This is a genomic window from Roseivirga sp. E12, assembly GCF_017592825.1.
Classification (GTDB): Bacteria; Bacteroidota; Bacteroidia; order Cytophagales; family Cyclobacteriaceae; genus Roseivirga.
This window is the reverse complement of sequence record NZ_JAGFMD010000014.1, coordinates 1-25,246: the sequence shown is the minus strand read 5'-3', so window position 1 is coordinate 25,246 and position 25,246 is coordinate 1. Positions and strand designations below refer to the sequence as shown.

1 protein-coding gene is annotated in these 25,246 nt (G+C 45.1%); it reads right to left on the bottom strand.

The window, feature by feature from the left end; all coding sequences use genetic code 11:
- Positions 1-13 precede the first annotated feature (13 nt).
- Positions 14-25,165: a gliding motility-associated C-terminal domain-containing protein gene (locus tag J4E76_RS20325; protein WP_208506642.1), complete on the bottom strand. Its 25,152-nt coding sequence runs from the start codon at positions 25,163-25,165 to the stop codon at positions 14-16.
- Positions 25,166-25,246 lie beyond the last annotated feature (81 nt).

The window sequence follows — 25,246 nt, the reverse complement described above, 5'->3', positions numbered from 1 at the left end:
GTTCAGTATCTATTTATCGTTTTATGACTATAAATCCACTCAACGGCTTCGTGCCATTGCCCAAATCGACTACGTAGAAGTAGGTACCATCCGGTAGTCGCTCTCCATCTTTATTGATGAACAATCCTACAATAGCATCACCATTCCATGCATTGGTAGTATTGTTATAGCCATCAGCTTCCCAGACCTTGTTACCCCAACGGTTGAAGATCTTGACATTATTATCAGGGAATTTATCAATACCCTCAATAAACCATGTTTCATCTCCCATACCATCGTTGTTAGGAGAGATACCCTGACCAGGAATTACATCCGAGTTCTCAAGTACAGTAATGGTCACCACTGCCGTATCACATTTGACAGGAATACCATTGTCACAAACTTGGTAAGTGAATGTCACCACTCCAAAGAAGTCAGGCGTTGGTGTATAAGTATAAGAACCATCCGCATTGAAGACTAGGGTGCCTCGCTCTGAAGCTGAACCTCCATTAACAAGTGAGTAAGTCAACTGATCTCCGTCTGCCTCAGTGTCATTGAAAATTACCGTTCCATTGTCTAAGGATGTATTTTGAAGCATAGTCACCTCATCATCTTCTGCAATTGGTGGGTTATTAAAGGTCAACTCTACCGTGCTAACATTATTGGTTTCATCAGGGTCTACCTCAGTACCTATGACAGATACAGAGTTAGTATGATCACCATCATCCAATACGTTGGCAACAATGACTAGTGTCTCTGTTTGATCGATGACTAGGATACCAATGTTCCAGGTCCCAGCCACTTCATCGTAGGTGCCAGTCGTTGTCGTTGCACTTACAAACTGATAACCAGAAGGCAGTGATTCGGTGACCACCACATTTGTTCCAGGGTTAGGTCCAGCATTATTCACTACTATGGTGAAGATCACTTGACCTCCACTTTCAGGATCGTCATCGCTAATCGATTTGATTACTGAAAGATCAGCCCTTGGCAAGGTGATTCGTTTAGACGCTGTGTTGTTAGACAGGTCTGGATCAAACTGATCGGCTCCCAGGATGGACACCTCATTGAGGTATTCACCCGCTCGGTTGACGGTAACGGTAATACCCAATGTTGCTGTCTCATCTACACCCAATGTCGGTATGCTCCAAATATTGGTATTGGTGTCATAAGTACCTGCACCCGCTGCAATGCTCACTACGGTATATCCATCTGGCACCTCTTCCAGCACTTCAATATTCGTTGCTGGGCTTGGTCCGTTGTTACCCACTGTCACAAAGAAGGTGATGGTCTCATTCAACTCAGGACGAGCATTGCTCACCGATTTTTCGATTTGCAGATCTGAAATGTCTGGTAGAATCTTAGCGAAGGCCTCGTCATTGGCTGAATTCAAATCCGTTTGATCAATGTTCTGAATACTTGCGATGTTGAGGTAGTTGCCTGTAGGCAATACTTCGGCTCGGATCGATAGCGTAGCCACCTGATTGAGTCTAAGCGTATCCACACTCCAAACTCCCAGTGTTTCATCATAGTCGCCAATGGCGGTAAATCCTATGAATCGATAGCCATCAGGTAATAGGTCATTGACTACAATACCAGAGGCTGTTTCAGGACCTGTATTAACCATGGTCACTAAGAAGTTCACCACATCTCCAATGATTGGATTTGTGATGTCAACCGTTTTGGTCAAGCCTACATCAGCCTGCTTGATGCTAGTGAACGCAGACGATAGATCATTATTAGGGTTCACATCGAATTGGTCTACAGCAATCAAACGAGCAGTATTTGTATAGCTTCCCGATCCATTGACGGTAGCTCTTACAAGTAGGAATGCACTACTACCTTCGATCAGCTGATCGATTTGCCATTCTCCAGTGATGGAATCATAAGTACCGATACTCGCGAAACCATCTACGAAGGTATAACCTGATGGTAGTAGATCAGAGATGATAATTCCTGATGCTCCATCTTGACCAACGTTCCTGACAAGGATGCTGAAGTTCACCTCATCACCAATATTGGCTTCATCATTGTCGATGGTCTTGGTAACAGCAATGTCAACAGTAGGAGGGTTCACTTCTGCCTCACTGCTATCATTATCAGCATTGCTGTCTTTCTGATCTAGGCTACTGATGGTAGCGGTATTGTCATACTCACCTTCTTCAAGCACTTTAGCAGTGATGAGTAGGTTGAGCGTTTGACCATTGTTGATACCATCAAGTATCCATGCCGATTGACTAGCATCATAACTACCTGCATCCGCAGCGATACTCACGATTTCATAACCAGAAGGTATCTGATCCGTCACCACAACATTTGTTGCATCATCAGGTCCGTTATTGGTCAGCGCAATGGTAAAGGTTACTTCCTCGCCAATATTCGGTATATCATTGTCGACAGTTTTCACTACTTCTAGATCTGCGGATCGAGGAGAGATGCTCGCGGTAGAACTGTTGTTAGCTGTATTGTCGTCAAACTCATCTACATCGTTTACTCGAACGGTGTTAGAGAAGCTGCCTTCAGCCTTAGTCTGAACTTTGACCGTCAAGGTAGCCTGCTCATTCAAGGTCATTGAGTTCAATGTCCATAGTCCGGTGCCTGCATCGTAATCACCTTTACTCGCTTCAGTTCCGATTAGGATAAATCCGCTTGGAATAATCTCAGAGACCTCAATGTTATTGGCTTGATCTGGTCCATTATTCGTCAAGGTGATTGTGAAGTTGACTTCCTCACCAATATCAGCACGAGTAATGTCTGAAGACTTGGTCAACGCCAGGTCAGCAGTAGGGAAGACTACTTCAGCAGAAGCTTCATCGCTGCTGGTATCCGGATCAACCTGGTCGCTATTGGTAATGGAAACCGTATTGGTCATATCACCGGTTGATAATACCTCACCTTGAATGGTCAAGGTCACCGTATCATTCGCGGCAAGTGTTCCAATTGTCCAAACTCCTGTCGCATCTACATATGTTCCGCTTTCGGCAGTTGAGTTTTCTAATTCATAACCGCTAGGCAGTAGGTCTTGTACCTCAAGACTAGTGGCGGCATCTGGTCCTGCATTGAATACATTGATGGTAAAGACTACGCTTTCACCCACATTGGCTGTGGCATCGCTCACTACTTTGCTTACACCAACATCTGCCGTTTGAACTACTACACTCTGTTGCGAGCTGTTGTTGGTCTCATCCGTATCGAACTGATCGGCAGCGGTAATGGTAGCAATGTTGGTATGATCACCCGTAGGCTGTGCTTCAGTAATGAAGTTAATAACTGCGCTTCCGCCATTGGCTAGGTCACCAACTTCCCAAATGCCTGTTGCGGCACTGTAGCTTCCTTGACTAGTTGTAGTACTGGTCACTAGGAAACCATTCGGCACATTGTCAGTCACTTCTACATTAGTAGCAGGTGATGGGCCATTGTTAGTCACCGTTACAGTGAAGACAACTTGCTCATTGATAATTGGCGTTGCCTGATTAACAATTTTCACAATCTCAAGATCAGATTTAAGCGCTGTTACTCCTGCACTAGCAGAGTTGTTACTATCATCTGGATCATCCTGATCTGCCGCTGTTACAGAAGCTGTATTGGTGAATTCACCTGACTCTAGTACAGTTGCCGTTATTGACAGTACTGCATCTTCGCCATTGGCGATTGAACCGACTGTCCAAACCCCTGTACTACCGTTGTAGGCTCCATGCGAAGCACTTGCACTCACTAGGGTATATCCAGAAGGTAGCTTATCAAGAGCCGTTACATTGGTCGCAGCATCAGGTCCAGCATTTGAAAGTGTTACTGTGAATATCACATTCTCTCCAACATTCGCATCGCTGTTGCTCACTGCCTTCGCCATGCTGAGGTCTGCATTCTGAGCCACAATACTTGCACTTGCCGTGTTGTCACCCAAGTTCGGATCGAATTGATCTGAGTTAGTGATTTGAGCAGTGTTGGTAAAGTCTCCTGCTGCAAGGACAGTGGCTGTCATCGTAAATGTTGCAGAAGCTCCATTCGCCAATGTTCCAATATCCCAAACACCTGAAGTAGTGTTATAGCTACCCTGGCTTTCCGAAGTAGAGACTAGGGTATATCCGCTTGGTAGCTGATCCGTCACTTCCACATTGGTAGCATTCGCAGGATCAGGACCATTATTGGTGACAAGGACAGTAAATGTCACTTGATCGCCTACGTTAGGATTGTTTGCATTTACAGCTTTAGAAATACTCAAATCTGATTGAGGTGGTACCACTTCAATCGAAGCTGAATTATTCGTTTTGTCATCATCTACCTGATCGGAATTCACTACTGCAGCTACATTATTGTAGTCTCCTAGTGAAAGCACTGTACCTGTTACGGTTAAGGTAGTTGAAGCACCGTTTGCCAGTGCACCGATTGTCCATACGCCAGTGGTGCTGTTGTATGTTCCTGATGCAGCACTTTCGCTTACTAGTGTGAATCCGCTTGGAAGAAGATCATTCACCACAAGGCTCGAAGCAGCATCTGGTCCTGCGTTGCTTACAGTCACAGTGAAAGTCACATTCTCTCCAACATTGGCCACTGCATTGTCAACAGTTTTTGTAACACTGATATCAGCGCGCTGTATGGTTACTGGTCTATCTGCACTGTTGTTAGTTTGATCAGTGTCGAATTGATCGAGTGCTGTGATAGTCGCGGTATTATCGTGAAGTCCAGTTTCGCTAGTTCTCACTCTTAATGTCAATACTGCATTGCCACCGCTGACCAAGTTGCCTACTGTGAAGATGCCCGTATCTCTATCGAATGATGTGCCTGGCGTTACATTATTACTAATGAGGGTATAACCGCTTGGTAAAATATCCTCAACTATAACACCTGTTGCTCTGGCAGGTCCATTGTTGCTCACCGTTATGGTGAATACAATTTCCTCATTGATAATTGGGGTATCGTTGTCAACCACTTTCGTGATAACAAGGTCAACCAATTGAGGAGGAGCAGAGACTGACGAAGTATTATTAGTACTTGTCGGATCTAACTGATCCACTGCATTGACAGATGCGGTATTTTCATAGTCGCCAGTATTTAATACTTGAGCTCTTACTACTAGGCTTTCACTTCCGCCACCACTTAATGTGCCAATGCTCCAGACACCTGTCGTGTTGTTGTACGATCCTTTGCTAGGGTCGGCACTTACGAATGTATATCCGCTTGGCAATAGGTCTAGGATATCTAGGTTGCTTGCGTCATTTGGACCAGCGTTAGAAACGTTGATCGTGAAGTTGACATTGTCACCAACATTTGGTTCAGCATCATCTACTGTTTTCACCACAGAGATATCAGCACCCTGAAGTGTTACTCCGGCAGAAGCGCTATTGTTATTCGTATTTGGATCGAACTGCTCGGCAGCCGAAACAGAAGCCGTTGTTGTGAAATCTCCTGAACTGTTGACTGTCGCTACAATGGTAATCACTTCAAGCGATCCATTGCCTAAGTCACCAACTGTCCACTCACCAGTAGTGTTGTCATACGTTCCTTTACTAGGGTCTGCGCTTACAAATGTAAATCCGCTCGGTAATAGGCTTTCGATCGAAACGCCTGTTCCGTCATCTGGTCCATTGTTTTGAACAGTGAAAGTAAACGTTACTTGATCTCCTGCATTTGGATTAGACTCATCAACAGACGCCATTACTTCCAGATCCACTTGTGGAGGAGCAACATTGGCATCAGACTGGTTATTGGCTTCATCCGGATCGAATTGATCTAGAGAAGTAACCGCTGCCATGTTATTGTACTCACCATCTCCCTGAACTGTTGCGGTTACAGTAAGCGTGGCTTGTGCACCATCGTCTAGCGTACCTACTGCCCAAACACCGGTTGTACTTGTGTACGTTCCGACACTTGGAACAGCGCTCACCAGTTGATATCCGTTAGGTAGCTTATCAGTCACATTCAAGCCTGAAGCTTGGTCCGGTCCGTCATTGCTTGCCGTGATAGTGAAGACTACATTTTCACCCACATTGGCAAATGGATTGTCAATCACTTTCAGGATGTTGATGTCTGCCGAAGCAACATCGGATCCAGCTGATGCTGTGTTATTGGTTAGATCCGGATCGAATTGATCAGCAAAGTCAATTGATGAATTGTTCACCAAGTTTTCATTGGACAATACGGTAGCTCTAATGTTGAGTACTGCATTTGCAGATGCTACAAGGTCACCGATCATCCAAAGTCCTGTTACTTCATCGTAGGTTCCCACGCTTGCCGAACTATTTACCAGTTGGTAACCAGCAGGCAGGGCATCTGATGCTTGAACATTCGTGGCTGCATCAGGGCCGTTGTTTGTTACAGTTACCGTGAAGAATACATCGTCACCTACTTTCGGGTTGGCAACATCAACCACCTTAACAATACTCAAGTCAACAATTTGAGGGTCTACCGTAACCGTGCTGATGTTCGAAGTGATATCAGCATCAACCTGATCTAAGTTCGAAATAGTTGCGGTGTTGATATAATTACCTGTAGATCTAACAGTCGCTTTAATCTCCAGTGTTACGATACCATCTACTTGAATAGATCCTATGTCCCAGATACCTGTTGTTCCGTTGTAGCTGCCTGTTCCTGTAACACCCTCTACAAAGAAGAATCCATTAGGAATGGCATCCGTCACTTGGACACTAGTAGCAGGATCAGGTCCATCATTTTTCACTTGAATTGTGAATGTGATTTCATCACCTACATTCGGTACATCGTCATTAACCGTTTTGGTGATGATGAGGTCAGATGTTTGAAGTCCTACACTTACCGAAGCAAGGTTATTACCCACATTAGGGTCGAACTGATCAGCATCGGTTACTTCAGCAACATTGGTGAATATTCCTGTGAGCTTCACTGTCGCGTTGATCGTGAGAGTAGCGGAAGCATCTTTTGCAAGTCCGCCAACAACCCATAGTCCAGTTGTAGCATCATAAGTACCTTGACTCACAGTAGGGGTACCCACCAAGTCATAACCATTTGGTAGTTTATCCACCACCTCGATGCCTGAGGCAGCAGCATTGTCTGGTCCAATATTGGTGACGGTTACCGTAAAGACTACCGGATCGCCATCATTCGCATTTGCATTGTCCACCGTTTTGGCAATGGCAATGTCTACTTTCGGTGAGGTCACCGTTGCAGAAGCAGAATCATTGGTTCCGTTACTGTCAACCTGATCTACAGCAGATACAGCTGCTGTATTCTCAAATTCACCATCTAGTAATACTCTGGCTTGAACATTGAATGTTGCACTTGCGCCATTGTTGATTGTTCCGATGATCCATTCGCCTGAGATCTCATTGTAAACGCCATTACCATTTGTATTGGTACTGATCACGGTGTACCCAGAAGGCACTTGATCGAGTACTCTTACGCCTGTTGCCGCATCAGGTCCATTATTGGTTACTGTTACTGTGAAGTTCACAAAGTCACCAACATTAGCCGTTGGATTGTCTACCACTTTAGTTACACCTAAGTCTGACTGTTGTAGCGTAATGCTCTGAGATGCTTCGTCATTGGCAGCGTTCTCATCTAACTGATCCACTTCAATGATCTTAGCAATGTTGTTGTAAGCCGAAGAACTCGTAACGGTTGCAACTACATTCAAGATGGCTGTTCCAGCATTTGGAATAGTACCAATACCCCAGATTCCTGTAGTGGCATTATAGCCTCCTTGACTTACTGAACTGCTTATAATATCATATCCAGCAGGAACTAGGTCGTCAACCAATACGCTAGTAGCTTCATCAGGTCCGTTGTTGGTAACTGTCATGGTGAAGGTCACTCTATCACCGACATTTGGATTGTCATTATCGATCGTCTTCGTGATAACGACATCCGCTTTTTGCAGAATAATTGACTGGCTTCCGCTGTTGTTCGTAGCATCAGGGTCAAATTGATCCGAAGAAGTGATCGAAGCAATGTTTTCGAAGTTACCCGAAGCATTCACCGCAACGCTCATTACGAGTACTGCGCTACTTCCGTCTCCAAGTGTACCTAGGCTCCAAATCTGAGTAACAGGATCGAAGGTCCCTTGCGAAGCAAATGCGTTTTGTAAGCTATAACCACTTGGCAATTGATCTTGGATTTGCACGTCTGAAGCTGCATCCGGACCAATGTTAAATGCTGTCACTAAGAAGGTAATTACATCACCTGGGTTAGGGTTGGCATTGTCCACCGTTTTACTCACAGTTACATCAGCACGCTGAGGTCTTGGCGTAGAGCTTGCCTCGTTGTTAGTCAAATCTGGATCAAACTGATCTACATTCAATAGTGATGCTGTGTTGGTGTATGTTCCATCAGACTTGACAAGCGCAGTGATCTGCAATGTTGCCGAAGCACCATTTACAAGGTTACCAACTGTCCAAACACTATTGGTATTGTTGAAACCACCTTGACTTGCATTGGCTAGCAGGAAGGTGTAGCCATTTGGCAATTCATCCTCTAGTGTAATACCAGTCGCTGCATCAGGTCCATTGTTAGTCACCGTGATGGTGAAGACTACATTCTCACCAACATTTGGTCCGCCATTGTCAACCGCTTTCTCTACCAGAATATCAGTTTGAGTAGGGAAGATGGTCACATCTGCCGCATCGTTAGATTCCACCTCATCATGCTCGACAAGGTCGGTCACCAATGAGTTGTTTTCATAAGAACCATCAGCTAATACTTTAGCTGTTATTGTGATGGTTTCTGTACCACCATTCGGAATGTCTCCGATCGCCCAAAGTCCATTACTTGCTGTATAAGCACCTTGCGTAGGATTATCAGAAACAAACTCTAGCCCATCAGGCAGTAGATAAGTGATTTCTACATTACTCGCATTGTCAGGACCGTTGTTAACCACCGTTACGGTGATTTCTACTTCGTCACCAACATTTGGACGAGAGATGTTTACCTCTTTCAACAATCCGATATCAGCTCTTGGAGCATTCACGAAGGTTGTTGCCGTATTATTCGAGTCGTCAGGATCGTTCTGGTCGATCTCACTGATGGTGGCTGTGTTACCATAGTCACCAGTCGCCAAAACAGTACCTACAACATCCAGAGTAGCTGAACTTGTCGAAGCAATTGTGCCTACCGTCCACTCACCTGTTGTGCTATTGTATGTACCTTGAGAAACTGTCGAACTTACAAATGTGTATCCGCTTGGTAGACGATCTTCCAATTCGATATTGGTTGCTGCGTCTGGTCCGTTGTTCGCAATTGTTACGGTAAATACCACACTCTCTCCAACATTCGCTGCTGAATTATCAACCACCTTGGTTACTATAAGGTCAGATTCCTGAACTGTGGCACCTTGACTTGCACTATTATTCGATGCATCCGGATCGTATTGATCTACATCATTGATGCTCGCCACGTTTAGATGAGAACCTGTAGCAAGTACAGTTGCTCTCAATGTCATTACTGCACTTGAGCTGTTAACTAGTGTTCCGACAGTCCAAATTCCAGTGGTAGCATCATAAGTTCCTGTGCTTGTTGTAAATGCCGCAAAAGTATATCCGCTTGGCAGTCTATCACTCACTTCTACATTGGTAGCGGCATCAGGACCGTTATTGGTCACTGTAATCGTGTAAACTACTTGCTCACCTGGAATAGGGGTGGTGTTGTCAATTACCTTAGTGATGGTCAGGTCAGCCTGCTGCGCATCTACCTCAACAGTTTGTGTATTGTTGATAGGCTGCGGATCGTCTTGATCACTGCTAGAAATAGTCGCGGTATTATTGTAATCGCCTGTTGCTCTTACTTTCGCAACTACCGTAAGTGTAGCTGTTTCACTGTTATTCACTACGCCAACATCCCATAGTCCTGTAGATGCATTGTAGCTTCCGAAGGCTGTTGTTGCACTCACAAAGTCATAACCACTTGCCAGTACATCTGTCACCTCTACATTGGTAGCTGCATCAGGACCATTGTTGGTAAGCGATACGGTGAATGTGATTTCTTCATCAACATTTGGTGTTGCATTGGAAACCGTTTTAGTGATGCCCAAGTCGGCAGACTGAGCTACAATACTCGCGCTGGCAGTGTTATTACCCGCATTAGGGTCGTACTCCGTAGCGGCAGTAATGCTAGCCGTATTTGTAAAGTCCCCAGCTGCACCAACTGTAGCAGTTATCGTTAGGGTGGCGCTTGCATCTTTAGCTAATGTTCCAACATCCCATAGACCAGAAGCACTAGTGTAAGTTCCCACGCTTGGAGTAGCAGTACCTAGCGTATAACCACTTGGCAATTGATCGGTTACTTGAATGCCAGTAGCATTTGATGTACTTGGTCCATTGTTGGTCAGTGTTACGATGAACGTAATAACATCTCCTACATTAGGATCAGTAGCACTTACTGTCTTGGTTAGTTCTAGGTCAGCTCTTGGCGGATCTACCGTTGCAGTTGCCTGATCATTTGCATTGTCAGGATCGTTTTGATCTAGTGCATTTACAGCAGCTGTGTTTGCATAGTCTCCGGATGCCTTCACCGTAGCTACAACCGTTAGCGTTGCAGTGGCAGCATTGTTCAGCGAACCGACAGTCCAAAGTCCAGAACCACTATTGTATGATCCTTTAGTAGAGATAGCACTGATTAGGTCGTATCCTGATGGGATAAGGTCTTCAATGACTAATCCTGTCGCTTCGTTTGGTCCATCATTAGTGGCTACTATTGTGAAGGTTACTTCATCACCCACGTTTGCCGAAGCATTGCTTACTGATTTAGTAATACTGATATCAGACGTTTGAAGGGTAACAGAAGCACTTGCACTATTATCTGTATTGTCTGTATCGAATACATCAGATGCAGTAACTGTAGCTGTGTTTGTGAAGATACCTGCTGATTGTACAGTGGCTCTAATCACTAGCGTTGCTGAGGCATTACTGCCTAGACTGCTCAATGACCAAACTCCTGTGCTGCTCACATATGTTCCAACCGAAGCGGTTGTGCTAACAATGCTGTAGCCATCAGGTACCTGATCGGTTACTTCAATATTGGTTGCAGCATTCGGTCCTTCATTCAGAAGCGTTACGGTGAAGATTACATCCTCACCTGGTACAGGAGATGCATTATCTACCGCTTTGCTAATGTTCAGATCAGCGAATTGCGCTGTAATATTTACCGTAGCATCATCATTGTCTGAATCAGGATCATCCTGGTCAGAAGCTGTAATTGTTGCTGTGTTATCGTAATCACCAGTCGATTTAACCTTCGCGATTAGGTTGATAGTAGCAGTTGTACCATTACCAACTGATCCGATAGTCCAAAGGCCAGTAGCATTGTTGTAGCTACCGAAGGAGGTGTTGGCACTTACAAAGTCATAGCCAGATGGCAGTTGATCCGTTACTACAACACCAGTTGCAGCATCAGGGCCAAGGTTGTTCACACTAATTGTGAAAGTAACATCATCACCCACATTTGGTGTGGCATCGTTGGTAGTCTTAGTCAATGAGAGGTCTGCCGACTGTGCCACAATACTTGCACTAGCTGTATTGTCACCTTCATTCGGATCGAATACATCAGATGCTGTTACGCTGGCCGTATTGGTAAAGTCACCATTCTCTTTGACGGTTGCTTCAATAGTCAATACAACCATTTCGCCATTGGCGAGATCTCCAACAGTCCAAACACCATTTACATTGTTGTAGCTCGTACCTGGGGTAGTGGTGGCATTTGTCAATGCATAACCCGATGGCAATTGGTCAGTTACTTCAATTCCTGTTGCCGCGGCAGTGCTAGGTCCATTGTTTGTCAAGGTTACGGTGAACGTTACCTGATCGCCAACATTAGGGTTATTAGCATCAACCACCTTAGTCAAGTTAAGGTCAGCACGTGGAGGTGTTACCGTTCCAGATGCTGTATCACTTGTGTTGTCAGGGTCAACCTGATCTAAACTGCTTACGGTAGCCGTGTTCGTGTAGTCACCAGTTGCCAGTACCGTTGCTGTTACTTCAAGTGTAACTACACCTGCATTTGGCAATGTTCCAATGTTCCAGTTTCCAGTAGCACTTGTGAAAGTACCTTGGTTAGATGTAGCGCTTACGAAGGTATAGCCTGATGGCAACTGATCTGTTACTGCCAGGCCTGTCGCAGTGTTCGGTCCATTATTGGTTACCGTAACTGTGAATACCACGTTTTCGCCAACATTAGCATCGTCATTGTCTACCGTTTTGGTAATAACAATGTCTGAAGTCTGAACAGTTACGCTAGTAGACGCTTGATTATCTGAGCTGTCTACATCAAACTGGTCGGATGCTGTTACAGATGCAGTGTTTGTATAGTCACCAGAAGCTTGAACTGTCGCTCTGATGGTAAGCACGGCACTGCCTGAGCTTCCAATACTTCCGATGCTCCAAATACCTGTTGTGCTAGAATAAGTGCCGATGGAAGCATTGCTGCTCACCAGTACATATCCGCTCGGCAGTTGATCAGTGATTTCAATATTAGTTGCTGTATTCGGGCCTTGATTTGCTGCTGTAATAGTGAAGATCACATCTTCGCCTGGTACTGGAGAAGCATTATCAACAGTTTTCGATACGCTCAGGTCAGCAAATTGTGCTGTTACCTCAACGGTAGCTTCGTTGTTGGCCTCTTCAGGATCGTCCTGATCTACGGCAGTAATTGTAGCTGTATTGTCATAGTTGACGGTTTCAGTTACCGTTGCCACTATGGTCAATGTTGCAGTTTGAGTATTAGCGATCGATCCTAATGTCCAAAGCCCTGTGTTATCCGCATACGAACCGAAGTTGGTTGTTGCAGAAACAAAGTCATATCCACTAGGTATTTGATCGGTTACCTGAACACCTGTTGCTGGGTCAGGACCCAAATTGCTCAAGTTGATGGTGAAGGTTACGTTCTCACCAACATTCGGCATGGCATTGCTTACTGACTTGGTTACTTCAAGATCAGAAGCTTGCGCTAATATACTTGCACTAGCCGTGTTATCTCCTTCATTTGGATCGAAGACATCACTAGCCGAAATTCTTGCAGTGTTAGTGAAGTCACCAGACTCATTCACTGTTGCTGTCATCGTTAAGGTCGCAGTAGCAGCATTGGCAAGAGAACCTAGGGTCCATATACCAGAGTTGCTATCATATGCTCCTTGACTTGCAGTAGGAGTGACGAGGGTATAACCAGAAGGTATTAAGTCTGTCACTTCAATACCCGTGGCAGCCGAAGTACTTGGTCCATTGTTAATCACCGATACGGTAAATGTGATTACATCGCCAACGTTCGGACTGGTGTTGTCAACCGTCTTAGTGATGGCTAGGTCAGCTCTTGGTGGAGTTACCACAGCAGAAGCTGAGTCATTGGCACTATTCGGATCGATTTGATCTAGCGTATTTACCGATGCGCTGTTAGTGTAATCTCCACTTGAGAGTACTGAGGCGCTCATGGTCAATGTTGCTGTGCTACCATTGGTTAGTTGTCCAATAGTCCAGATACCTGTTGCCGAAACATAGCTTCCAGCACTCGGGTTAGCCGAAATTAGGTTATAACCTGATGGCAGTTGATCGAGTATGGTCAAGCCAGTGGCTCTATCAGTACCATCATTTGTAACAGTCACAGTGAAGGTCACTGTTTCGCCCACGTTGGCATCGTCATTATCGACTGCCTTCGTAACGTTGATATCTGATGACTGTAAAGTCACAGCACTGCTGGCTGTATTATTTGTATTGTCGTCATCGAACTGATCAGAAGCTGTAACGGTAGCTGTATTGGCGAAGTCACCAGTCGACTGTACTGTAGTTCTGATGGTCAATGTCGCTGTTGCAGTATTGGCAAGACTACTAATTGTCCATGCACCAGTGCTTGAAGTGTAAGTGCCTTGAGAAGCTACTGCACTCACTATAGCGAATCCGCTCGGTATCTGATCTGTCACTGTAATTCCAGTAGCAGCATCAGGTCCGTCATTCGTAAGGTTGATGGTGAATATTACATCATCACCAGGAACTGGATTGGCATTGTCCACTGCCTTAGTAATGGCTAGGTCAGCAATCATAGGGTCCAGCGTCACAGATGCACTGTTGTTCGTGTTATCAGTGTCGTTTTGATCCGCAGCAGTGATTGTTGCTGTGTTTACAAAGCTTCCAGTCGATAGGGCAGTTGCTTTTACCACTAGTGTTGCTACACCTGCATTGTTCAGGCTTGCAAATGACCATAGACCAGTTGAGTTGTCATAGGTACCTCTAGATGGAGTCGCACTTACGAAAGTAAACCCTGAAGGTAGCTGATCGGTGATCGTGATATTCGAAGCGGCATCAGGTCCAGCATTATTCACTGTTACCGTGAAGGTAATTTCATCACCCACATTCGGTGTCAAATCACTAGCAGACTTAGAAACGCTTAGGTCAGAGTTCTGAATGCCTGAAGAAACGCTAGCAGTATTGTTCGCTGTCTCTGGATCAAACTCATTCACACTGGTGATTGATGCTGTGTTTGTTCTGTCACCAGTCACATTCACTGTAGCTAGTACTTCAAGTGTGGCTACACTTCCATTCGTTAAACTACCAACTGTCCAGATTCCGGTTCCTGAAACATAAGCACCTTGACTTTCGGTGGCATTCACCAAGGTGAATCCAGAAGGTAACTGATCGGTCACCACAATGTCCGTTGCTTGATCAGGCCCATTGTTAGTAACAGTTACTGTGAAAGTAACATTGTCACCCACGTTTGGACTTGCATCGTCAATCACTTTGGTGACGGCAAGGTCCGCATTCGGAGGAGTCACTGTTGCAGTAGCAGAGTCATTGGTGTTATCAGTATCATTCTGATCTACACGTTGGACCGAAGCCACATTCTCATAGACACCGGTTGATTGAACGGTGGCTATGATCGTGATTGTGGCACTACTTGAATTATTTAATGTTCCTAAGGTCCATACTCCGCTTGTTGCATTGTATGTGCCTTGGCTAGGCGCTGCACTTACAAAGGCAAAGCCTGTAGGCAGCTTGTCGACAATCTCCACATTGGTAGCAGTGTCAGGTCCTGCATTAGATGCAGTAACCGTAAATGTTACGTTTTCGCCAACATTGGCAATGTTGTTACTCACAATCTTGGTAACACTTACATCTGCTTCTTGAACCGTAACAGTCGCAGTTGCGCTGTCATTGCTTGCGTCAGTATCGAAGGTTGAATTTCTAGTACTGGTGGCTGTGTTCAAGTAATCACCAGTTGCATTTACTGTCGCTCTAATGATTAGCGTCTGTGTGGTTCCATTACCAATGGTACCAATGTTCCAGATACCTGTGGTATTGTCATAAGTACCTTTTGTTCTTGTCGCATTCACGAAGGTATATCCGCTAGGCAGTACATCTGTTACTTGAACTTCTCTTGCACTGTTAGGACCAGCGTTAGAAGCGGTTACTGTGAATTCTATGGCTTCGCCAGGAACTGGAGTAGCATTGCTAACCACTTTTGTTATTGATACATCAGATAGGAGGGCAGTAATAGTAGTACTTGCCTCATCATTGGTGTTATCAAGATCCGTCTGGTTTGCTGAAACTACTGAAATGGTGTTCGTATAGTTTCCTGTGCTCAGCACCTTACCTACTACGGTTAAGTTAGCCGTGGCTCCGTTGGCCAGTGCACCGATATTCCACGTTCCGGTAGTCTCATTGTATGTGCCGAAGTCTTGGTTGGCAGATACGAAAGTGAATCCGTCAGGCAATATGTTATTCGCAATTACTCCTGTTGCTGCATCAGGGCCATTGTTAGTGAGCGTGATTTGGAAGGTCACTTCACCGTCAACATCCTGAGTAGTAACATCTGGTGTAATGGTCACTGCAAGATCGATTGCTTGAGAGTTTGTACTCACCGTAGCCGTATTATTTCCTTGATCAGGGTCAAACTGATCAGAGGCCGTAATTCTTGCAATGTTGGTTAAGTCACCTGTAGCATTTACAGTGGCATTAATCGTCAATGTTGCATTAGCTCCATTGGCAACTGTACCTACAGCCCAAGCTCCAGTAGTATTGTCATAAGTACCAGATGCAGTACTTGCGCTAACGAATGTGTATCCGTCAGGTAGTACATCTGTAACTTCCACATTGGTGGCATCAGCAGTGCTAGATGCTTCACTTTGTACCGTTAGCGTGAAGGTTACTTCCTCGCCCACCGTAGGGGTGGTTGTATTCACACCTTTGGTGATGGATAGATCCGCCACCGGAGGCGTTACCGTTGCTGAAGCATTATCATTCGAACTATCAGGATCAAGCTGATCGAGTTCGGCAACAGATGCTGTATTCACATTGTCATCAACAGATGCTACGGTAGCCGTAATTGTTAAGGTAGCAGATGCTCCGCTAGCCAATGTACCGATGGTCCAGATATCAGTCGCATTGCTGAAGCTTCCGTTAGCCGTACTGCTTGATACGAAGGTGTATCCGGCAGGCAAATCGTCTCGAACCTCGAGATTCGTTGCGGCATCAGGCCCAGCATTGCTTGCAGTTACCGTGAACACTACGTTTTCACCAACATTAGCCGAAGCATTGTCTACCACCTTAGTAATGCTGATGTCTGATGACTGAACCGTTACGCTTCTAGAAGCAGTATTGTCAGTTGCGTCATTATCAAACTGATCGGAAGCAGTTACCGAAGCGGTGTTATTGTAATCTCCTGTTGAAAGTACTCTTGCTCTGATTGTCAATGAAGCACTTCCTCCGTTGGCCAATGTACCAACTGTCCAAACTCCTGTGCTTGTGGTATAAGTGCCTTGAGATGTTGAGAAACTCACAAGTGAGTAACCGCTTGGCAATTGATCTGTGATTTCAACATTGGTAGCCTCGCCAGTTCCCTGGTTCATGGCTGTTACAGTAAAGATAACGTCATCACCAGCTATTGGGGCAGCGTTATCAACCGTTTTAGTGAGGTTGATGTCAGCGACTTGAGGCACTACGTTAGCCGTAGCTGAGTCGTTACCATTGTCACCATCGGCTTGATCAATTGTGCTTAGCGATGCTGTGTTGTTGTAAACACCAGTCGATTTCACAGTCACCATTATCTCAAGAGAAACAGCTGTATTTGCAGGTATAGTACCTACAGTCCAAATGCCTGTTCCGCTATTGAAACTACCATTAACCGTAGTCGAACCTACCACATCGTAACCACTAGGGATGGCATCGGTAATTGTTACTCCCGTTGCATCGTCAGTGCCTGTATGCGTAGCTGTAATTGTAAACTTGATCTGATCTCCGATTTGCGGTGCAGCATCGTCTACCACTTTGGTTACAGCGATATCTGCAACTTGCTTTTCTGTCGATACGCTAGACGTGTTGTTATCTGTATCAGGATCGAATTGATCGGCAGCAGTAACTGTAGCTGTATTTTCAAAATTACCAGTAGCATTAACAGTTGCCGTTATGGCCAAGGTTGCAATACTGTTACTCGCCAAGTTGCCCACTGTCCATACGCCAGTGCCCGATACGTAAGTACCTTGGCTAGGCGTGCTACCTGTAATGGTATAACCGTCAGGCAATAGATCTGTAATCACGACACCAGAAGCATCTTCAGAACCGTCATTGTTTGTAGCTGTAATCACAAATGTGATTTCATCGCCAGTATTCACGCGGTCTTGGTCTACAGTCTTAGCAACGCTAATGTCTACTCTTGGAGGCGTTACAGTTTCAGTATCCTGATCGTTCGTGCTGTTATCGTCTACTTGATCTAAGCTGCTTAGTGATGCAGTATTACCATAATCACCCGAAGCATTTACAGTAGCTACTACAGTTAGGGTAGTAGAACCTCCATTGGCAAGGTTGCCCACTGTCCAAACACCTGTAGTGGCATTGTACGATCCTGTAGCTGGAGATTGACTTACTAGTGTGTAGCCAGAAGGGAGGAGGTTGTCGATTACAAGGTTAGTCGCATCATCTCCACCATTGTTATTCACCGTTACAGTGAACGTTACATTCTCTCCAACATTCGCAGAAGCATTGTCTACAGCTACAGTAACAGCAATATCAGCCTCTTGTAAGGTCAAGCCTTGGCTCGCACTGTTGTTGCTATTGTCAGAATCAAACTGATCAGCACTGTTGATGTTCGCTACGTTGGTGAAGTTGCCAGTGGTTTGAACCGTTCCTGTCAATGTCAACACAGCACTAGAGCTATTCACTAGACCACCTACAGTCCAGATGCCTGTATTGGCATCGTATGTTCCTGTGCTGGCAGTGAAGCTAGCGAAGGCAATACCTGATGGAAGTCTATCGCTTACCTCAACCGAAGTAGCAGCGTCAGGGCCATCATTCGTTACCGTGATGGTATAAACCACAGTCGCTCCCGGAATAGGGTTGTTATCGTTCAGCATCTTAGTAATGCTCAAATCAGAGATCTGTGCATCTACATTAGCAGTGCTTGAATTGTTGCTTGTCGTAGGATCGTCCTGATCCGAAGCTGAAATCGATGCAGTGTTATTGTACGTACCAGTCGGCAACACTTTCGCTCTGATGGTCAACACTGGAGATTGAGCAGTAGTCACATTACCCACAGTCCAAAGACCTGTTGTTGCGCTATAGTTGCCGAATGCTGTATTAGAACTCACAAACTGGTATCCGTTTGGTAGGATATCGGTAATGGCAACATTGGTTGCTAAGTCTGGTCCTGCATTAGATAGTGTCAATGTGAAAGTAACTTCATCATCCACATTAGGCGTTGCACTATCCACCGTTTTCACTAATGCGAGATCAGCAGACTGTGTTACAATTGTAGCGGTAGATGTATTGTTACCTGTATTTGGATCGAACTGGTCAGCTGCTGTGATAGCTGCTGTGTTGGCAAAGTCTCCAGTCGATAGAACTGTAGCAGTGATCACCAAGGTAGCGCTAGCATCTTTTGCTAAGCTACCTACTGTCCAAAGCCCAGTGCCGTTGGTATAAGTACCTACGCTAGGTGTAGCTGAGCTAAATGTATATCCTGAAGGCAATACATCAACTACTTCAATCCCTGATGCCGAACCTGCAGTAGGGCCGTTATTCGTTAGCGTCACCGTGAATGTGATGAGGTCACTCACATTTGGACTGCTATTACTTACAGTTTTTACCAATTCTAGGTCCATTACCGGAGCTGTCACTGTTTCAGAAGCCGAATCATCTGTGTTGTCAGGGTCTTGCTGATCGAGGTCTTTAACCGAAGCTGTATTCGTAAAGTCACCCGTAGAAAGTACTGTTGCTGTAATGGTCAATGTTGCAGAAGCAGCATTGTTGAGCGAACCTATTGTCCATACACCAGCTCCGCTGCTATAAGTACCCACAGACGCTGTGGCACTCAAGAATGCATAACCAGAAGGCAAGGCTTCATTGATGCTGAGATTTGTTGCATTGTCAGCTCCTGTGTTATTAACAGTCACTGTAAATGTTACATTCTCACCCACATTGGCAGTTGCATTGTCAACCGTTTTGGTTATGGCGATATCCGAAGTTTCCAAAGTAACCAGTGCGGTATCTGAGTTGTCCGTGGCATCACCATCGAATTGGTCAGAAGCCGTAACTGTAGCCGTATTGGTATAATTTCCTGTTGCGAGCACCGTAGCTCTCAGTGTCAAAGTAGCTGTCGAACCATTGGCGATTCCTCCTACAGTCCATAGACCAGTAGAAGAAACGTAGCTGCCTTGAGAAGTCACTGCACTTACAAGTGTGTATCCACTTGGCAATAGATCAGTCACCTGAACACCTGTAGCTGCCCCAGTTCCTTGATTCAATACGTTCACTGTAAAGATTACATCATCCCCTATATTAGGAGTCGCATTGTCTACTGACTTGGTAACATTTAGGTCAGCTACCATTGGCACTACAGTAATAGTACTTGTGTCATCTGTAGCATCTGGATCATTCTGATCTAGTGAAGTAACCGAAGCGGTGTTCGCGTAGCTTCCAGTTGATAGCACTGTGGCAGTAACACGTAGCGTGGCTGTTCCGGCATCATTCAGTGTGCCGATACTCCAAACGCCTGTTCCTGAAACATAAGAACCTCTATCTACGGTATGGCTTGCATAAGTAAATCCGCTTGGCAATAGATCGGTAACGATTAGGTTGTCAGCAGGATCTGGTCCAGAGTTGTTCACCACTACGGTAAAGATTACGGACTCACCAATATTAGGAGTGAGGTTGTCTACAGATTTGGCAACAGAGATATCCGAACTTTCGATAAAGGCTGCTGCTGTCGCTGTATTGTTAGCAGTATTGGTATCAAATTCTGCTACTGCAGAAACAGTTGCTGTATTAGTCAGTGCTCCCGCAGCATTCAATGTGGCTACAATCTCAAGCGATTTGGCAACGCCATTTGCAAGACTACCTACTGTCCAAATTCCTGTTCCGCTGGCATAGGTGCCTTGGTCGGCAGTTGCGCTTACGAACGCATAACCTGCAGGTAGGAGGTCTGTCACGGATATGCCTGTAGCACCATCAGGTCCATTGTTTTCTAGAAGGACTGTGAAGGTTACTTGATCTCCAACATTTGCTCCAGCAGGTGAAACCGATTTGGTTAGTGCCAAATCAATATTAGCAGGATCAACTGATTCCGAAGCACTGTCATTAGTTGATGTACCATCGAACTGATCTAATGACTGAACACTAGCAGTATTTGTATAAGTACCTGTTGAAAGTACTGTAGCAACAATATCTAAAGTCGCATTATTACCATTGTTAATGGTTCCCGCAGCCCAAACGCCCGTTCCAGAAGTGTATGTTCCCTGGCTAGGTGTAGCACTAGAGAAGGTATAGCCTGAAGGAAGCAGGTCAAGGATATTGACATTAGTCGCATTGCTCGGTCCAGCATTACTAACCGTAATGGTGAACGTTGCATTTTGACCAACATTTGTAGTTGCATTGTCGACAACCTTAGTGACGCTCAAATCTGACTGCTGCATGGTAACAGACTCAGATGCAGTGTTATTAGCCGCATTAGTGTCAAAAGTATTGTTACGTGTAATTGTAGCTGTATTGGTATAAGTACCAGCCGTATTAACTGTTGCTCTAATTACCAAAGTCTGGCTACCAACCGCTGCAATATTTCCTACATCCCAAAGGCCTGAAGTATTTGTATAGGTACCGGCTGTAATGGTTGGCGTACTTACAAATGTGTATCCCGAAGGAAGTACATCTGTAATTTGAACACCATTTGCTGTTGCAGTACCGCTGTTAGTAGCAACTATGGTAAACTCTACAGTTCCACCCGGTAGTGGCGTGCTATTATCAACCACTTTGGTCACGCCCACTTCTGAAAGTAGAGGGGCAGAAACCGCATTGTCTGAATCATTTGCGCCATTTGAATCAGTTTGATCCGCAGAAGTAACCGAAGCTGTATTGGTGTAAACACCAGTCGAGTTGATTGTCGTTCTCAGCGTTAATGTCGCTGTTTCGGCATTTGCCAAACTACCTACCGTCCAGACGCCAGTTCCTGATACATAAGTACCATGAGACACTGTGCTTGATACAAGGGTATATCCAGAAGGCAATAGATCATTCGCAACAACATTAGTCGCTAGGTCAGGTCCGTTGTTGAGGAGTGATACTGTAAATATTACGCTTTCACCTACATCCTGAGTGGCATTGTCCACCGTTTTGGTCATTTGTAAGTCGATAGACTGAACTGTAGGACTAACCGAGGCTGTATTGTTTCCACCGTTCGGATCGAACTGATCTGATGCAGTGATGCTCGCCACGTTCGTGTAGTTTGCTACGGCAGTTACAGTGGCATTAATGGTTAAAGTAACTGAACCACCATTGGTGATTGTACCAATATCCCAAACTCCAGTTCCCGAAGTATATGTTCCTTGACTAGGCGTATCACCTGTGTAAGTATATCCTGTTGGCAATAGATCAGTAACTGTGACATTTGTCGCATCAGCAGTACTCGCTCCACCACTTGTAACAGTAACTGTGAAGACTACTGGGTCACCCGGAGTAGTTGTTACCACATCGACAGTTTTGGTAATACCCAATTCTGCAATAGGAGGAGTCACTGTAGCTGTGGCTGAATCGTCTGTAGCATCCGGATCAAGCTGATCCAGTGATTGTACAGATGCCGTATTAGTGTTGTTGTCAACATTTACTACAGTAGCTGTGATATCTAGTGTTGCAGTTGCACCATTAGTTAAAGACCCTAGTGTCCATAGCCCAGTTGCATTACTGTAGCTACCAGTAGCTGTACTGCTAGATACGAAAGTGTATCCTGCTGGAAGCTGATCTTTGATAATGACATTGGTCGCATCATTAGGACCTTGATTGATAGCTGTAACGGTAAATACTACGTTTTGACCCACATTGGCAGTCGCATTATCGACAGACTTTGCAAGGTTAATGTCAGAGTTCTGAACTGTTACTGATTGGCTAGCGCTGTTGTCCGTTCCGTCACTGTCAAACTGATCTGAAGTGGTAACTGAAGCAGTATTATTGTAAACACCACTAGACTTAACAGTTGCTCTAAGTGTCAGTGAAGCACTTGCACCATTGGCTAAAGTACCTACTGTCCAAACACCAGTATCTGATAAATAGCTGCCTTGAGAAGTAGAAGCACTTACAAACGTATAGCCACTTGGCAATTGATCAGTGATAGTGACATTTGTTGCTTGTCCACCACCTTGGTTCAATACTGTTACTGTAAAGATCACATCCGCTCCTGGGATAGGAGAGGCGTTATCAACAGTCTTCGTCATGTTCAGGTCAGCAAACTGTGTTACTACTGTTGCTGTCGCAGAATCATTACCGGCATTGCTATCGGCTTGATCGATTGTCGTTAGTGTAGCTGTATTGTTATAAGTTCCTGTTGAAAGTACTGTTGCAGTAATCGTCAATGTTACTGACGAGTTGACTTCGATTGATCCAACCGTCCAAACACCGGTTCCACTGCTGTAGCTACCTGTTAGTGTACTTGCACTTACGAAGGTGTAGCCTGTAGGCAATGCATCTGTAATGGTAACACCTGTAGCAGCATCGTCACCAGTATGAGTTGCTGTGATTGTGAAAGTCACTTGATCGCCCACTTGAGGTGCTGCATCACTCACTGTTTTAGCTATGGCTATATCAGCAGATTGCTTGGTAGTTGAAGCAGTTGCAGCATCGTTTGTAGTATCCGTATCAAATTGATCAACAGCTGTGACTGTTGCGGTATTGGTGAAGTCGCCAGCCCCGTTTACGGTTGCCGTAATGGCCAGAGTAGCCGTGGTGTTTTTGGCGAGACTACCCACTGTCCAAACTCCCGTTCCGGATACATAAGCACCCTGACTTGGAGTATCTCCAGTGTAGGTATATCCTGAAGGCAATAGATCAGTTACTGTGATTCCTGTAGCATCTGTAGTAGTGCTGTTGTTTTTCACCGTTAGGGTGAAGGTGACAGCGTCTCCGGTATTTACTCTTTCTCTATCGACCACTTTTGCCATACTAATGTCAACGCGTGGAGGTGTTACTGTACTTGTCGCTTGGTCGTTTGTAGAAGTATTGTCTTGCTGATCGAGGCTTCCAACAGAAGCAGTGTTTCCATAGTCACCAGTAGCTAGTACAGTTCCTACTACAGTTAATGTAGCGTTTGCCGCATTATTCACTGTTCCCACGGTCCACACACCTGTACCCGATACATAAGTACCCTGACTTGCCACATGGCTCACGAAGGTATATCCAGAAGGAAGTAGATCGTTCACTACAAGGTTAGTAGCATTATCAGGTCCAGCATTAGATGCTGTAACGGTAAATGTCACGTTGCTTCCAACATTAGCCGATGCATTGTCTACCACTTTCGTGATGGAAATATCAGATTGTTGTAAAGTGTAAGTCTGGCTTGCACTGTTGTTAGAATTGTCTGTGTCGAACTGATCGGCACTGTCAATATTGGCAACATTCGTAGTACTTCCAGTTGTCAGTACTGTTCCTGTTAAGGTCAGTACCGCAGAAGAACTATTAGAAAGACTTCCAACTGTCCAAACTCCAGTACCAGAATTATATGTTCCAGCGCTTTCAGTAGAAGAGACAAATGTCAGTCCAGAAGGAAGACGATCACTCACTAGAACATTGGTTGCATCGTTTGGTCCATTGTTAGTAACCGTAACAGTATATGTTATCTGAGCACCTGGTATTGGTGTACTAGTGTTCTGAAGCTTTGTGATGCTTAAGTCTGCTTTTTGAGCCGTTACCGCTGTAGTGGAGGTGTTATTTCCACTTGTCGGGTCATCCTGATCAGAACCGGTAATGGATGCAGTATTATCATATGTTCCGGTTGCAAGCACCTTGGCCACAATGGTCAATACCGGAGCCTGTGTAGTAGAAACGGTTCCAATATCCCAAAGACCTGTTGACGCTGAATAAGTACCAAATGTTGTGTTAGAAGACACAAAAGTGTATCCGCTTGGTAATAGATCTGTCACAGCTACATTGGTAGCTACATCCGGACCGGCATTACCCATAGTCAACGTAAAAGTGATGTCATCTCCCACATTTGGAGTCGCATTACTCACTGCCTTGGTCAATGATAGGTCTGAAGACAAGGCGACTATACTAGCAGTCGCTGTATTATTACCGGCATCCGGGTCGAATTGATCGGCACCAGTAACAGTAGCAGTATTTGTAAAGTTACCTGCAGCAAGTACAGTTGCGGTAATGGTTAATGTTTCTGTAGCATCTTTCGCGATCGTGCCCACTGTCCAAATTCCAGTACCAGATACGTAGGTTCCTGTACTTGGAGTAGCAGTACCCAGGGTATAGCCTGAAGGAAGTAGGTCAGTTATCTCTACTCCGGTTGCCGAAGAAGTACTAGGTCCGTTGTTCGTAACACTTACCGTAAATGTGATGACATCGCCCACATTCGGGTTCGAATTGTTGACCACTTTCGTCAATTCAAGATCCGCTCTAGGAGGGTTAACAGCTGTGGTAGCCGAGTCATCAGAGTTATCCGGATCCAGTTGATCTAGTGCAGTTACAGAAGCAGTATTTCCATAATCACCGGTTGATAGTACAGTAGCAGTAATGGTTAGTGTAGCAGAAGCGGCATTGTTCAATGCTCCGATAGTCCAAACCCCAGAACCGCTGTTGTAAGTACCAGTAGATTCTGTTGCGCTAACGAAAGTATATCCACTAGGCAGTTGATCAGTAATGCTAAGTCCAGTTGCATTGTCTGAACCGGTGTTAGTAGCAGTAACAGTAAAGACTACATTCTCACCCACATTGGCAGTAGGGTTGTCTACAGTCTTAGTAATGTTGATGTCAGAAGACTGCAATGTAACAGAAGCACTTGCCGCGTTATCAGTTCCATCAGTATCAAAGACATCAGAAGCCGAAACAGTTGCTGTATTGGTAAA